Genomic DNA, 15,443 nt, shown 5'->3' with positions numbered 1-15,443 from the left:
GCAAAGATAGTATTTAACGAATTGATTTAAGGACAGGTTATGGCTGAAGTCACACTGAGAGGGGTAGAAAAAACCTACCCAAATGGTTTTAAGGCCGTGCACGGTGTCGATCTGAATATTCGCGAAGGTGAGTTCATGGTGTTTGTTGGGCCGTCTGGTTGCGCAAAATCCACCACACTTCGTATGATCGCAGGCCTTGAAGATATCTCAGAAGGCGATGTCTACATTGGCGATAAACGTGTAAACGAATTGCCACCTAAAGATCGTTGTATCTCGATGGTATTTCAGAACTACGCGCTTTATCCGCACATGTCGGTGTACGAAAACTTGGCTTTTGGCCTTAAGCAACAGAAACTGCCAAAGCATGAAATCAATGAGCGTATTGAAGACGCAGCCAAGACTCTCGATATCGAACATCTGTTGAATAACAAGCCGGGTGAAATGTCCGGTGGTCAAAGGCAACGTGTGGCGCTTGGTCGTGCGATGGTACGTAAGCCAGATGTGTTTTTGTTTGATGAGCCTTTGTCCAACTTGGATGCAAAGCTACGTGTTTCAACGCGAGTCAGCATTGCTCAGTTGCACAATAACCTGAAGCAAGAAGGGCAGAACGCCACCATGATCTACGTGACACACGATCAGGTGGAAGCCATGACCCTTGGCGATCGCATCTGTGTGTTGAATCAAGGCGAGATTATGCAGGTCGATACGCCAATGAATCTTTATCAATACCCAGCAAACAAGTTTGTCGCAGGCTTTATTGGTTCGCCAGCGATGAATCTTCTCAAGGTAAGGTTGGATGAGATTGACGGTGTGATGAACGTGGTTTCTGAAAGTGGTACTCGTTGGACGCTGCCACAAGATAAGCAGACAATCGCTCGTGAAAATATGGGTGAGTGGGTATGGTTTGGTGTTCGTCCTGAACATATCCAACTCGCTAATCACGATGCACCGTTATCTGAGGTAAATACTCAAACGCACAGGCTTGATGTGGTTGAGTCGATGGGTAACGAGCTGTATCTATACTTCAAATTGGGTGCTGATAAGCTGGTGGCTCGAGTACCTTTCGATGCTGACCGCACGGCAAACAGTGGCGAAGAGACGGTGCTTCACTTCAATACCTCCCAGTGTCACCTGTTTGATTTAGAGACAGAAGATGCACTGATTGAATAGCTTGAAGTGTCGAGTATTCGAAATAAAGAAATCCCCGCTCATATGAGTGGGGATTTTTCTTAGGGGGGAGTATCAACAGGAGCTCGGGACTGTGCTCGAGGCTTTTTTGTTGGAGATAGCTAAACGCTCTTGAGGGCTAGAACCATTTAATGGCTCGGAATCGCAATCCTTTTTTCTAGCCAACGAACCGCTTGCGATACGACCAAAATAAGAACAAGGTACTCCAAAACCAGAAACGTATAGATCTCTAAAGGTAAATATTCGTTCACCACCAGCTCATTTGCTCGCCTTGTTAAATCACTCAAACCAATCACACTCACTAGAGAACTCATCTTGAGGATATAAACAAACTGATTGCCCAAGGGCGGCAGTATCTGACGGAATGCCTGCGGTAGGATAACCAATCGCATTTTTTGCCAATAGGTCAATCCCAAGGATTCGGCCGCTTCATGTTGGCCACGATTAATCGCTTGAATCCCCCCACGGAACACTTCTGCCATAAAGGCGCTCTCGGCAATGGTCAATGATATTACCCCTGCCCAGAAGTGGTTCAAAGATACATCGAGTAATGTCGGCATTCCGTAATACACCCACAATAGCAACACCAACACAGGGATAGAACGCATCACCTCTACGTAAAGTCGATTAATCCCCTTGAGTATTGGAGAATTGGAAAGCGCTGGAAAGGCGACCAATAGACCCAGAGCCATAGCAAAAAACATGCTTAGCAACGAAACCTTAATAGTCTCGCTAAAACCAGTTATCAAAAACTGAATGTTAGTTCGCCCCTGCTCCGTCGACGGGTCGAGTACATACCATCCCCATTGGTAGTCTGAACATCCTGTCAGAAACAGCAGAGAAACTAGCGATAAGTGACGATAGTTCACATTTACTCCCAAAAACTCCATTTGTTATTGCCATGTTAACAACCAAATCTGTTTAATGGTTAATAATTAAGAAGAATATCTACATTCATCACTTAGAAATCAGCATTCTTTGAAGGAATATAAAATGAAGAAAAGCTTAATTGCATTAGGAATGTGCTTACTTGCTTTTACACAAATTGCACATGCACAAAGTCGTTTGCAGGAGATACTGGATGCCGGAGTTCTTCGCGTTGGTACAACGGGGGATTGGAACCCAATGACAATGAAGGATCCAGCGACCAATAGCTACCGCGGCTTTGATATCGATGTCACGACTGAATTGGCTAAAGACCTCGGCGTTAAAGTGGAATACGTCGCAACAGACTGGAAAACCTTGGTGAATGGCATCACTGCCAACAAATACGACGTGACTGGCAGCGCATCGCTCAACATGTCTCGTGCAAAAGTCGCTGGGTACAGCCAACCCTACTTCTATTTGGCTTTTGTCCCTGTTGTTCAAAAGAAAGACCTAGAGAAGTTCTCCGATTGGAGTGACTTTGACAAAGCAGAAATCAAAGTTGCCGCCACACTCGGCACAGTACAAGAAAAAATGGTGAAGGACTTCTTCCCATCGGCACAACACATCGTGATTGAAGCGCCAGCACGGGATTTTCAAGAGCTTTTGGCTCGCCGCGCTGATGTCTCTGTGACTTCAAACGTAGAGGCTGCAACCTTAGTAGAGAAGTTTAAACAACTCGCGATAGTTCCGGTGAAAGAGCCACGTAAACCAACTCCAATTGCGATGCTACTACCACAAGATGATCAGGTTTGGATTAACTACATTAACCACTGGGTTGAATTGAAAAAGACGCAAGGTTTCTTCAAGCAAACCGCTGAGAAGTGGGGACTGAAGAGCATGTAACGAGCTCATAAAGAAGAGAAAAATAGAGCCCTTAGGGGGTAGGGCTCTAGAGTTAGGAGCTAACTTGAAGTTGGGTTATGCGACGACCAGTGTTGCGGCTTTCTTCATCGCTTCCTTAGTAGAACACTCAATCACGTTCGCATTGGCAAAGCGGTGAGCGTCTTTCACTTGAATATCGTGAGCCAAGATAACCAGTTTCGCGTTTGCTACATCTAGGTCGGTGATGCGGTTCTGAATACCGTTTTGACCTTGAGTTTCTACCTTAATCTTAAGGCCTGCTGCTAAGCCTGCTTTCTCTAGTGCTTTCGCTGCCATGAAGGTGTGTGCAACACCTGAAGGGCAACATGTTACGGCTACGATGTCGTACTCGCCTTCGCCTGCTACAGGAGCTGTTTGAGCTTGTACTGGCGCTTCAACCATGTCTTCTTCGGTTTCAACCGCTACTGGTTTCCAGAAGCCAACGATAACGGCTGTGGTTAGCGAGCCAAGTGCAATACCGACGACGTACATTGGAATGTTGCTTGATACTGGCGCAGTGATTAGACCGCCCCATGGTGCGTGCAATAGAACGTCTGTCATGAAGCCAAACACACAACCAACGATACCACCGGCTACGATTGAAGGAAGAACGCGCATTGGGTCATTCGCTGCGAATGGGATAGCACCCTCAGATATACCGATAGAGCCCATGATTGCTGCTGCTTTACCTGCTTCTTGCTCTTGTTTAGAGAACTTGTTTTTGAATAGGAAAGTCGCCAGAGCCATACCTAGAGGTGGAGTACAAATCGCGATGCCTACGCCACCCATTAGCCAAGGTTGCGTGTCTACTTGAGTTTGAGCGAATAGGGTTGCCACTTTGTTGATAGGGCCGCCCATATCAAACGCAGTCATACCGCCAAGGATTGTGCCCAGAACCATCTTAGACGCGCCAGCCATTGAAGCTAGGAACTCGTTCATTGAAGACATGAACAGTTTGATTGGTTCACCGATGCCCCACAATACGATACCTGCAGAGATTAACGTGCCTAGAAGCGGGTAGATGAAGTAAGCACCTAGCGCGGTCATGTTTGCAGAAAGCGGGATCTTCTTAAGTTGGAACACCACGCCACCGGCGATAAAGCCAGCCACGATACAGCCAAGGAAGCCGCCGCCCATGTCAGCCATGATGCCTGATGAGATCATTGCTGGCGCTAGTGCTGGTTTATCTGCAATGGAGTAACCAATAAAGCCGCCAAGAATGAGTGGGAAAAGAACAAGGCCTTTGATACCGATGTTAGAGATGTCTGCCAGCAAACCGTCGGCTGGAACCGCACCTTTGCCTGATGCCATGACCGCTAAAGCCAGTAGAACACCACCGGCTACGATGAAAGGCAACATGTGTGAGGTTCCGAACAGCAGGTGACCTTTCATGGTACTAAGGATTTTTTTAAAGTCGCTACTACTGTTTTTATTATTGGTATTCGTAGCTTGAGTTGTTAGGGTGCTCATAATTTTCTACGCCTTATGAATTAATTAAAATATTAAGGATTTGTTGTTCGTCTTTTGCGTTATGGATATCTTGAATAAATTCATCACTGAATTTTCCAAATAGTTCTTGTAGTACATAAATATGATGGTCAGCACCGTTATCGGGTGAGGCAATCATAAAAAATACGGTTGGATTGATGCCATCTTCATCGCCATACTCAATGCCTTCGCGCTTAACACCGACGGCAATGGCAGGCTCAGTTACCGCCTTGCTTTTTGAGTGTGGGTAAGCGATGCCGTCCATTGAGGTAATGCTTTGAGATTCACGAATTTCGATGTCTGCCAAGAAGGCTTCTTTATTACTGATTCGGTTGTTCTTAAATAACATGCCTGCCAATTCTTCAAACAGTTCTTTTTTATTATTTGCTTGAAGGTTGTTATTAATTAAGTTGACGTTGGTTAGCTGTGTGATCATTTATTAACTCATTCACTATTGAAGTTCTTGAATTAAAATTAATGGATTAACCCGATTCGCGAAATAGCAAATAAAAGCCCTTCACTGTACATTTGTATCCAGCAAAACTAAGTGTGATTTGCATCATTAATGCAGTGTGAGATGGGTCATATTCGATGGCGTTTTTTGATTAGGTTTTTGACACGCCGAGCGACCCCCTCAGAAACAAAAATGCCCCGCATGAGCAGGGCAGTAAGACTTTGTACTGAGTTCTAAGGGAGCTAGCTGTAAGCGCGCGCGACACGTCCAGCACAATCCAGTTTGTAGCTCTCAGCATAAGCGGGAATGAAAACCGACTGGCCTTTCTCTATCACGCAGGTTTCGCCACATTGATGAGTGAGCACCATAGATTCGTCGAGCGGCAATAGGATCTCGGCACCTTCGGTAGTGATCTGTCGCTGATGCGAATTTTGCACGATAGAAAACTTGAAATCTTCGACTGGAATTTGGTATTCCATCACATCACCTTGCTCTATCGGGTTTAGTAACAACCTATCTGCAGGCTTCTCATTAAATCGAGTACAAGAGACCAGCTCATTAATGTCCATATACTTAGGCGTTAATCCTGCGCGAAGCACATTGTCTGAGTTCGCCATAATTTCTAAGCCCGTGCCTTTGATGTAAGCGTGGGGTGTTTCGGCATCAAGATACATGGCTTGCCCCGGTTTTAGGGTAATCACGTTCAATAGCAGCGGGGCGAACAAGCCGACATCACCTGGGTATTGATCTTCCAGTTCTGAAATCAACTGGAACACTGGTGTATTCGAAAGCTTCGCCTTCATCAGCAGCATGGTCAGCGCCATGCCTTTTTGTTCACCTTGCAACGACAATAAGCTCGCGAAGAAGCTCGCTAATCCATTAGGCGTTTGATCGCCCGCGAGATCGTTGACCATCGAATGCAGCTCTGGAATATCGAGGTAATGGAAGTGCTCAAGGATCTCGCTAATCGACCTAAAGCCATTCATCGCGGTGTAGTCGGTTAATGCATACACTAGCTCAGGCTTATGATTAGGATCCTTGTAGTTGCGATTGCCAGCCGTCATCGGAATGCCTTGCTGCTCTTCTAGAGCATAGCCAGATTCGGCTTGTTGCTTGTTTGGGTGAACTTGAACAGAGAGTGCTTTCTCTGCTGCTAACACCTTGAATAGGTACGGCAGTTCGCCAAAACGACTCGCGACTTTCTCACTTAAAAACAGGTTTAGGTTCTTAGAAATCAGGTTCGACAACGTGGTCTGCTGCCCATTGTCAGTCACCATCGAACAACCATTAGGGTGAGCACCCATCCAGATCTCCGCTTGCGGCTCACCAGACTGGTTATCAATACCAAACAGTTGGCTAAACGAAGAAGGGCTACCCCATGCGTAGTTCTGAATCACGTTGGTCATAGGGTAGAAAAAGCGTTGTACGAACGAGTCGTTCGCTAAAGAAAAATCAGACATCGAAATCACCGTGAAGGGAAACATGGCTTGAGCTCTATTCGGCCTATTTGCAACTAAAGTGTCAGCTACTAAAAAAGGAGAGTCGAAGGGCTCAAGCCATTGGAATTGAAATGGCTTAAGCCGCAGCTGTCGTTAGCTTGGCTTTGCGTAGATTTTTAAGCGCGATACAAGTAACCGCAGTTACACCCGCACCTGATGCCATGCACAGAAGCGCCAGCATTGGGTAGTTCATTGCGCCAAGTAGAGCGACCACTGGACCACCGTGTGCAACGCTGTTGGTGATGCCAAATGAGAACGCCATAACCGCTGCAGTCATTGAACCAAGTACGTTGGCAGGGATAACCGACATAGGGTCTTGAGCCGCGAAAGGAATCGCACCTTCAGAGATACCTACTAAGCCCATCGCGCCTGCTGCTTTACCCGCTTCAATTTCAGAAGATTCGAACAGGTCGAACTTACGACCAAGTCTGGTTGCGATCGCCATACCCAGTGGAGCGACAGGGATTGCACACGCCATTGCACCCATGAACTGAGTTTGACCGCTGGCAATCATGCCGACCGAGAATAAGAATGCCACCTTGTTGAATGGGCCGCCCATATCGAAACCAGCCATACCACCCAGTACGATGCCTAGTAGAACCACGTTGCCTGTGCTCATGCTCGTTAGTAGTGCAGTAAGCGCATCCATCAGCCCAGCGATAGGTGCGCCTATAACAAAAATGAACAGACCTGCGATGAACAAAGAGCCAGTGATCGGAGCTATCATGATAGGCACAAGCGGTTGAACGAATTTGTGGTAGTTAAACGAGGTGATCCATTTAACGAAGTAACCCACTAATAGACCTGCGATGATTGCGCCAATGAAGCCAGTACCTGCGTCAGCACCATAGAAAGAGCCGTTGTTCGCAATCCAACCGCCAATCAAGCCTGGGGTTAGAGCGGGGCGGTCAGCAATCGCGTAAGCAATGTAGCCAGCCAAGATTGGGATCATCAATGTGAAGGCAACCACGCCCACTTCTAGGATTTGGTTCCACATGCTGCCAGCAGGAATCGCCATGCCAGATTCACTTGGCTCGCCGCCAATCGCCAGTGCAAGGGCTATCAATAGGCCGCCAGTCACGACGAATGGGATCATGTGAGATACGCCATTCATCAAGTAACGGTAAAGGTCTGAACGTGCTTGTGAGGCTTTTTCTGCAACAGATTGGTTGGTCGGCGTTTGTTCAGCTTGGTAACTAGGTGCGTTGAGCGCTTGCTTAATCAAGCCTTGTGCGTCTTTGATTGGTGCTTTTACGTTGGTGCTGATGACGCGTTTTCCGGCAAAGCGAGCCATGTCGACCTGTTTATCACAAGCCACGACAATCGCGTCGGCGCGTTCGATCTCTTCTTGAGTCGGGCTGTTTTTAACACCAATAGAACCGTTAGTTTCGACCTTGATGTCGTAGCCAAGAGCCGCCGCGCCTTTCTCTAGCGCTTCAGCTGCCAAATAAGTGTGCGCAACGCCAGCTGGGCAGCCTGTCACACCAATGATGAAGCCTTGTTTCTCAACGTTGGTTTCCGTTTCTGAAGGCTCAGGTTTGCTAAGCAGCAGTTCTAATGCTTCTTGTTCAGATTGAGCATTCGTAAAGCTTTCAATAAAGCCTTCTTCAATCAGTTTTGAAGAAAGCTCTGCCAATACTTCGATGTGGTGATTATCGCCGCCATCAGGAGAGGCAATCATGAAGAACAGTTTTGATGGCTGACCGTCATCGGCGCCGTATTCGATGCCCTGTTTATGGACGCCGATAACAACCGCGGGTTTGATCACCGCAGCGCTTTTCGCATGTGGCAGGGCGATGCCTTCTTCAAACCCTGTGTTGCCTTGTTCTTCACGCGCCTTAATGTCGGCAAGAAACTGTGCTTTGTCTGAAATTCGACCTTGCGCATAAAGTACGTCTATCAGCTCTTTAAATACGTCTTCTTTTGAATCAGCGCTAAGCGAAAGCTTAATCAAATCTTGATTGATCAATGTTGTGATCATAATGAACCCCTACTCTATTTTTATTTTGTTAGGGGTATTTTGGAATCTATGGCTTAGCTTCTGTAGTGAAGAAAAAATGCATTTACTGGATGATTGTTGCGTTATAAATGGAGTGTGATTTTGATCGGTCGAGTGGTCGTTTTTAGGCTTGTGTTGACAAGACCTATCATGCCTTGGGGCTTTTATTTATAAGGGCTTCGGCGTATTTCGTTATCCAGGAAATAACGTGCTTCATCAGTTGCTGTACTGGAAATTTATTTCTAAAACTGGATTTTTGTAACCTAGATCTCAAATTGTGATTTTGCTCAATAGCACTATGTTTCACTAAGGAGTATATCTATTCCCGTAGCCTTATTGCTGCCCATAAGAGTTTTAAAAATGATATTTCATGACCTAATCTCCTCTGTATTAAATGAGCGAGAACCGTTTCACAACATCTGGTTTGCTGGAGATTTTCATACGCCTCCAGCGTGCAGTTATCAGGTGAACTTTCCACGCTTAGAGTTGGTGCTAGACGGAGAGTATATTAATGAAATGGAGAGTCATGATCGCAAGATCACCAACGTTATTGCCAAAGCCGGAGATGCAATTTTCATCCCACCTAACTGTTGGAATAAGCCGAATTGGGATACTGATTGCTCGGTGTTGAGTATGTTGTTTGGTCGTCGTCAGCTTGGTTTAAGCTTGGTGAGCAAGCGCAAAGGGGAAGAGAGCTTCTACGATATTCAAAAGCACAGTATTCAGACTCGCTCGGGTTTTGCGATTGATAACATTCTAGAGGCGCTCAGCTCACTTGCGAGAGAGAGTAACAAGCAGCCGATGGATGAACTGCTACTGCAAGCGCTGCTTCAATACAGCAAGACGATGTTGGATGCGCCTGTCGAGAAATCTCATAGCCGAGTGCAGGATGTGTATCAGGGGATTTGTATCTACATTCAAGAGAACTTCCACCGCCAAATCACCCGAGACAGCATTGCCTCACGCTTTAGCATTTCATCCAATCACTTGTCGCGAATGTTCCGTCAACAAGGTCACATGACACTGGCAGAATACATCACCCGCGTGCGAGTCGACCGTGCCAAGTTCATGCTCAAAAAGTACAACTTCAAGCTCAATGAAGTGGCATTACGTTGCGGCTTTAAGGATGTGAACTACTTCTGTCGAGTATTTAAGAATCGCACCGGAAGAACGCCGACTGAATATCGTGGCTCAATCTAATATCCCTTCAAATTACCTTTTCTGACCAGATCTTATACGACCGAAATTTGTATGACTAGATCATCATTGCTGACTCCGAGCTGTGGTGATCCATTTGCTTTGTGTTCTCCTCTTCCGTTTATTCCTACGCTTCATACCTAAGCTTAGTTTTTCTATTTACCGTGTTTCACTAAGTAACTCCAATTAATAATATTAAGGGTTAGTTTTGCGAGTTGCTTATTATTTTTTTGCTCTCTATTAATTGAATTAAACGTGTGAAAGTTGATGTATCAACGCGATGCATTTAATGAATGTTAAGTAAATTAAAAACCACTTATCGAGACGATAAAATCTCATTATTGTCGTCTGGTTTATTGATTGAAGTGTTTTTAAGTTGTTGATTTTAAATGTTTACTTTGCGTCGGCTTATTCTTTATTTATTAGCGAGTAATTCATACCTCGAAATCAAATATTCAGGTTTATACGCTCTATCACAACCTTGACTTATAATACTACAAATTAAAAATTCTATAGATAATATGCTCTCCAGATATTCATCATAAAGAAGACTTATACATGGAACTCAATACTCTGATCGTAGGAATTTATTTCCTTTTCCTTATCGCAATAGGTTGGATGTTTAGAACGTTCACCAGTACAACCAGTGACTATTTCCGCGGGGGCGGTAACATGCTTTGGTGGATGGTTGGCGCAACTGCGTTTATGACTCAGTTCAGTGCTTGGACCTTCACTGGTGCGGCAGGTAAAGCTTATGCTGATGGTTTGGCGGTAGCCATTATCTTCCTAGCGAACGCATTTGGTTACCTGATGAACTACCTTTACTTCGCTCCGAAATTCCGTCAATTGAGAGTAGTAACTCCTATTGATGCGATTCGTATGCGTTTTGGTAGCTTTAACGAGCAAGTATTTACTTGGTCTGGCATGCCGAACAGTATTGTTTCTGCGGGGATCTGGCTCAACGGTTTGGCGATTATCGCATCGGGCATCTTTGGCTTTGATATGACAACAACCATCATTCTGACGGGTCTTGTAGTATTAGTCATGTCGGTGACTGGCGGCTCTTGGGCGGTTATCGCATCTGACTTCATGCAGATGGTTATCATCATGGCAGTAACCGTAACGTGTGCAGCTGTTGCTATCGTGCAAGGTGGCGGCGTTACTGAGATCATTAACGACTTCCCTGTAGAAGAAGGTGCATCATTCGTTTCTGGTAACAACCTGAACTACGTAAGCATCTTCGGAATCTGGGCATTCTTCATCTTCTTCAAGCAGTTCAGTATCACCAACAACATGTTGAACTCTTACCGTTACCTAGCGGCAAAAGACTCTAAGAACGCGAAGAAAGCGGCACTGTTGGCGTGTATTCTGATGACAATCGGTCCAATCATTTGGTTCATGCCACCTTGGTTCGTGGCAGGGCAAGGCATTGATCTTGCTGCACATTACCCAGATGCAGGTTCTAAAGCAGGCGACTTCGCTTACCTTTACTTCGTAGAGCAATACATGCCAGCGGGTATGGTGGGGCTTCTAATCGCAGCGATGTTTGCGGCAACTATGTCTTCTATGGACTCAGGCTTAAACCGAAACTCTGGTATCTTTGTAATCAACTTCTACCAACCGATTCTTCGTCCAAACGCGACAGAGAAAGAGCTGATGATTGTGTCTAAGTTGATGTCTACTTTCTTCGGTCTTGCCATCATCCTTATCGCGCTGTTCATCAACTCGCTAAAAGGCTTAAGTCTGTTCGACACAATGATGTACGTGGGTGCATTAATCGGCTTCCCAATGACCATTCCAGCATTCTGTGGCTTCTTCCTTAAGAAGACTCCGGACTGGGCAGGTTGGGGTACGCTAGTGGTCGGTGCGATTGTGTCTTACATCGTTGGTTTCGTGATTACCGCTGAGATGCTACAGAACTGGTTCAACCTAGAGCCTCTAACAGGCCGCGAATGGTCTGACTTAAAAGTAGCAGTAGGCCTGATTGCACACTTAACCTTTACTGCTGGCTTCTTCATTCTTTCGACTCTGTTCTACAAACCACTGGAAGCGTCTCGTCAGAAAGATGTCGATACCTTCTTCAACAACTTAGCGACACCATTGGTTTCTGAGTCAACAGCACAGAAGAAACTGGATAACAAACAACGTCACATGCTGGGTTCTCTGATCGCAGTGTCTGGTGTAGCCGTGATGGCGATGTTTGCTCTACCGAACCCATTCTGGGGAAGAATGATGTTCGTACTGTGTGGCGGTATCGTGTTCATCGTTGGTCTGCTGTTAGTGAAAGCCGTAGACGACTCAGTTGAGGATGCGAAACAAGCGAAGAAAACTGCCTAAGTTCGCTAACCAGTTACACAAGTAATTAAACATAAAACGGTTGAGCTCTAATGCTCAGCCGTTTTTTATTTTGTGAGCAAATGAGCAAATGAGCAAATGAGCAATAGAAGGATTGGATAAGTGTCATAACAGGAGATAAATGGATTCTTTGAGCTTAACCAGAATAGTTGAATTAGATGGGGTGAATTAGAAGGAAAAATTAGATAAGGCGAGACGAGATGTACATCAACAGAGCCTGCAGGTCGACGCTGCTTCGGGTCTTTTGCAAACGCTCATTGACCTGATCGTGAAGTAGGTTCCTAGTTAGGTTGGTCGCCGCCACAATATGCTCACGCAGTGGTTTGGTTGGCAATACCAAAGCGATAGCAACGTGTACTTCACCAATACGTGAGGCCCAGTCAATCGGGTTGTCACTAACAATAACGGCAATCGAGAGATCTTGAGTCGATTCAAACATCACATGGGGCAGAGCGATCCCTGGTGACACACATGTAGAGGAGCGTTCTTCTCGTTTAATAAATGCCAGAATCAATTCATCTGGATCTTCTGGATAAACAAGGTGAGCGAGGCCTTTCAAGCACTCAAATTTGGTCAGTTGAGTTTGCGCCTTGGCGTGGTGCCATTTGATATCACAAGGTGGGCATATCTGAGGCATACGCTGGATTAGATCGTTTGAAAACTCATGGTTCACTTGCGACCCAACCATGGCGTAGTGCTCGGCAATGACATCTTTAAGAACGAAACAGGCCAGTTCTGCATCAATACCGACCGCGGTGATCTGACATAAATCACCACGAAGTAAACCTACTTGCAGCATTGCGACGGATTTGGAGAGATCGGCTGTTCGATTTTGAGTGATGTTGATAATGCGAATGGTACTTTTGAACTTCTTCGCTAAGCGAGTCAGCGGCTGCGCGACATGTGAGTTCGCGGCAGGATCGTTAACGAAGAAGGTGATCTGGTATTCGTTCATCAAAAGTTTAAGTTCGACAGTGCTTAATAAAGACTTTATCGACACTCAACAACACCTCTTCCATTGGAACAAATACGGTTTTAGCTGGGTCAAATCGGCCTGGTTGTTCGATGTCTATATCAGAGACGATCAACACTTTGTCTGCGAGGGTAATATCTTGGGCTGTCAGTAAGTTTTCAATACCCATAGCGCCTTGCGTCTCAACCTTGATTGAAACGTTGAACTTAGGGGCTGTTTTATTTAGAGCATCAGCTGCCATATAAGTATGTGCGATGCCTGTAGGGCACGCAGTTACCGCTACAATTCTCATTATTATTCTCGGCTTAATCTCGTCCCTGTTACCTTACATAAGCTACCTTTCAGACAGAAGCTACCTTGCATGGGAAACCAGTATGGAAAGTTCGCATAGGGGAGGGGCGATATTGTTATGGGTTCTGTGGATTTTATGGATTGGCGTTTTTTATTCCAAGGTGAAAGTCACACTCTGAGTTCTTGGTTACAATAATCCAGTTAATGCACCTTTCGTCCTATATATTGAGTGTCTTCACACCGTTAATCTTTTCATCTTATTAACATCGAAATTTTAATTTAGGTCGGAAGAACCTAATTACTTCAGTCTGAAATCAGGCGAGGCAGAATAGACCATGGATATCACTAACATTATCGAGCGCGAGATTATCTGCTTGGAACTACAAGCAGACTCTAAACAGGCGGTATTTGAAGAGCTTGTCGAACTGCTCGATCGTGCCGGTAAGCTCTCCAATAAGAGTGAATTCCTTGATGATATCTGGAAGCGTGAGGCCATTGGTAATACGGGCTTTGATGATGGTATTGCGATTCCACATGCGAAAAGTACTGCGGTTGCTAAACCTGCTGTGGCGGTAGGCATCAGTCGAACGGGTATTGATTATGGTGCTGATGGCGGTGAACTGTCCGACGTGTTCTTTATGCTCGCTTCACCAGACAACAACGACGACCACCATATCGAGGTATTAGCTCAGATCTCGACCAAATTGATCGAAGATGGCTTTGTTACAAAATTAAAGGCAGTCGAGTCGGTTGAGGAAGCTCAAGAGCTGTTTCTTGAAGCCAATTCAGATTCCTTCGATAGCTACGCCTCTAACCATCATGAAGTTTACGTTGAGCCGATCAGTCCTTGGGCACAATCTCTCAATCGCCTTAAAGAACACCTGTTATATGGCACTTCGCACATGATCCCATTCGTGGTTGCGGGCGGTGTGTTGTTGTCTTTGTCTGTGATGATGTCTGGTCATGGCGCAGTACCAGAGAGCGGTATTCTGGCAGACATCGCACAGATGGGCATCGCAGGCTTAACGCTGTTTACCGCCGTACTCGGCGGTTACATCGCGTACTCAATGGCCGACAAGCCGGGTTTAGCGCCAGGTATGATTGGTTCTTGGGTTGCAGTGAATCAATACAACACCGGCTTTCTCGGTGCGATTGTGGTCGGTTTCTTCGCTGGCTTTGTGGTGAATCTGCTTAAGAAGATCAAACTGCCAGACAGCATGATCTCGCTGAGCTCTATCTTCATCTACCCGCTAGTCGGCACCTTTGTAACTTGTGGTGCCGTGATGTGGGTGATTGGCTCTCCGATAGCTCAAGTGATGCTTGAGATGAACCAAATGCTCACTGGTATGGCAGGTTCTGGAAAAATGGTGCTCGGCAGTATTTTAGGCGCGATGACGGCCTTTGATATGGGCGGCCCAATCAACAAGGTCGCTACGTTGTTTGCTCAAACTCAGGTAAACACCCAACCTTGGTTGATGGGTGGTGTTGGGATAGCAATTTGTACGCCACCACTCGGCATGGCTCTGGCTACTTTTATATCGCCGAAGAAGTTTAAACGAGACGAACGCGAAGCGGGCAAAGCAGCAGGCATCATGGGAATGATCGGCATCAGTGAAGGTGCGATTCCATTTGCTGCTGCCGACCCTGCACGTGTTCTACCTGCAGTTGTAGCTGGTGGTATTGTCGGTAACGTGGTTGGTTTCATGTTCCATGTGGTAAACCATGCACCATGGGGAGGCTGGATTGTTCTGCCTGTGGTTGATGGCAAGATTGGCTACATCATTGGCACACTGACGGGTGCTCTCACCACGGCTTTGATCGTGATACTGCTGAAAAAGAATGTAGTTGAAGGTGAGGCGAGTGCCAACCAGTTTGCAGGTGGTTCGGTAACAGAAGAAGGGCAAGCGGACGTACTCGCGATCACTTCTTGTCCATCTGGTGTTGCTCACACTTTCCTAGCGGCTAAGTCTCTGGAAAAAGCGGCGCATCATCTTGGAGTTAGGATTAAAGTCGAGACACAAGGTGCTAACGGGATTGGTAATCGCATCACACCAAAAGACATCGAACGGGCGAGGTTGGTGATCTTCGCGCACGATGTGGCGATTAAAGAAGTCGAGCGCTTTGCGAACGTCAAAACGTTAGATGTCAGCACCAAAGAGGCGATGCTTAATGCGCAGGCGTTGATCATGAGAAAGGTGTAATCGTTAGACC

Annotated in this window: 12 protein-coding genes; 5 read left to right on the top strand and 7 right to left on the bottom strand. The window is 46.1% G+C overall.

What is annotated here, in order from left to right:
• Positions 1-39: 39 nt before the first annotated feature.
• The gene (gene ugpC, locus ITG10_RS26040; RefSeq protein ID WP_017631636.1) at positions 40-1,170 is read left to right on the top strand and encodes a sn-glycerol-3-phosphate ABC transporter ATP-binding protein UgpC; all 1,131 of its coding nucleotides are present in this window, start codon (positions 40-42) and stop codon (positions 1,168-1,170) included.
• A 146-nt stretch (positions 1,171-1,316) separates the two neighbouring features.
• On the opposite strand, the gene ITG10_RS26035 is transcribed toward ugpC, so the two are convergent.
• The gene (locus tag ITG10_RS26035; RefSeq protein ID WP_026084329.1) at positions 1,317-2,057 is read right to left on the bottom strand and encodes an amino acid ABC transporter permease; all 741 of its coding nucleotides are present in this window, start codon (positions 2,055-2,057) and stop codon (positions 1,317-1,319) included.
• Positions 2,058-2,181: 124 nt separating this feature from the next.
• Between ITG10_RS26035 and ITG10_RS26030 the strand changes: the two genes are divergently transcribed.
• Positions 2,182-2,958, top strand: coding sequence for a transporter substrate-binding domain-containing protein (locus tag ITG10_RS26030; RefSeq protein WP_017631638.1), 777 nt, complete (start codon positions 2,182-2,184; stop codon positions 2,956-2,958).
• A 75-nt stretch (positions 2,959-3,033) separates the two neighbouring features.
• Here ITG10_RS26030 and ITG10_RS26025 read toward each other — a convergent pair whose 3' ends face one another.
• The 4 genes from ITG10_RS26025 to ITG10_RS26010 form a co-directional block, all read right to left on the bottom strand.
• Complete coding sequence (locus ITG10_RS26025) at positions 3,034-4,446, bottom strand: fructose-specific PTS transporter subunit EIIC (protein WP_017631639.1); 1,413 nt, start codon at positions 4,444-4,446, stop codon at positions 3,034-3,036.
• A gap of 13 nt (positions 4,447-4,459) precedes the next feature.
• Complete coding sequence (locus ITG10_RS26020) at positions 4,460-4,900, bottom strand: PTS sugar transporter subunit IIA (RefSeq protein ID WP_017631640.1); 441 nt, start codon at positions 4,898-4,900, stop codon at positions 4,460-4,462.
• Positions 4,901-5,160: 260 nt separating this feature from the next.
• A complete protein-coding gene (gene manA, locus ITG10_RS26015) occupies positions 5,161-6,378 on the bottom strand; it encodes a mannose-6-phosphate isomerase, class I (RefSeq protein ID WP_026084330.1) in 1,218 nt (405 codons plus the stop codon).
• Between the two features lie 115 nt (positions 6,379-6,493).
• Positions 6,494-8,398: a fructose-specific PTS transporter subunit EIIC gene (locus ITG10_RS26010; protein ID WP_017631642.1), complete on the bottom strand. Its 1,905-nt coding sequence runs from the start codon at positions 8,396-8,398 to the stop codon at positions 6,494-6,496.
• Between the two features lie 378 nt (positions 8,399-8,776).
• On the opposite strand from ITG10_RS26010, the gene ITG10_RS26005 reads away from it, so the two are divergent.
• Both ITG10_RS26005 and ITG10_RS26000 read left to right on the top strand, forming a co-directional pair.
• The gene (locus tag ITG10_RS26005) at positions 8,777-9,616 is read left to right on the top strand and encodes an AraC family transcriptional regulator (protein WP_017631643.1); all 840 of its coding nucleotides are present in this window, start codon (positions 8,777-8,779) and stop codon (positions 9,614-9,616) included.
• A gap of 555 nt (positions 9,617-10,171) precedes the next feature.
• On the top strand, positions 10,172-11,950 hold the full coding sequence (locus ITG10_RS26000) for a sodium:solute symporter family protein (RefSeq protein ID WP_017631644.1): 1,779 nt from the start codon (positions 10,172-10,174) through the stop codon (positions 11,948-11,950).
• 199 nt (positions 11,951-12,149) lie between these two features.
• Here ITG10_RS26000 and ITG10_RS25995 read toward each other — a convergent pair whose 3' ends face one another.
• Together ITG10_RS25995 and ITG10_RS25990 are read right to left on the bottom strand one after the other, a co-directional pair.
• A complete protein-coding gene (locus ITG10_RS25995; protein WP_016798678.1) occupies positions 12,150-12,923 on the bottom strand; it encodes a PTS sugar transporter subunit IIA in 774 nt (257 codons plus the stop codon).
• Between the two features lie 7 nt (positions 12,924-12,930).
• Complete coding sequence (locus ITG10_RS25990; protein ID WP_016798679.1) at positions 12,931-13,233, bottom strand: PTS fructose transporter subunit IIB; 303 nt, start codon at positions 13,231-13,233, stop codon at positions 12,931-12,933.
• A 334-nt stretch (positions 13,234-13,567) separates the two neighbouring features.
• Between ITG10_RS25990 and ITG10_RS25985 the strand changes: the two genes are divergently transcribed.
• A complete protein-coding gene (locus ITG10_RS25985) occupies positions 13,568-15,433 on the top strand; it encodes a fructose-specific PTS transporter subunit EIIC (RefSeq protein WP_017631645.1) in 1,866 nt (621 codons plus the stop codon).
• Positions 15,434-15,443 lie beyond the last annotated feature (10 nt).

Origin of the sequence: Vibrio sp. ED004 (assembly GCF_023206395.1) — a bacterium.
Lineage (GTDB): Bacteria > Pseudomonadota > Gammaproteobacteria > Enterobacterales > Vibrionaceae > Vibrio.
This window is presented reverse-complemented; position numbering and strand designations above follow the sequence as displayed.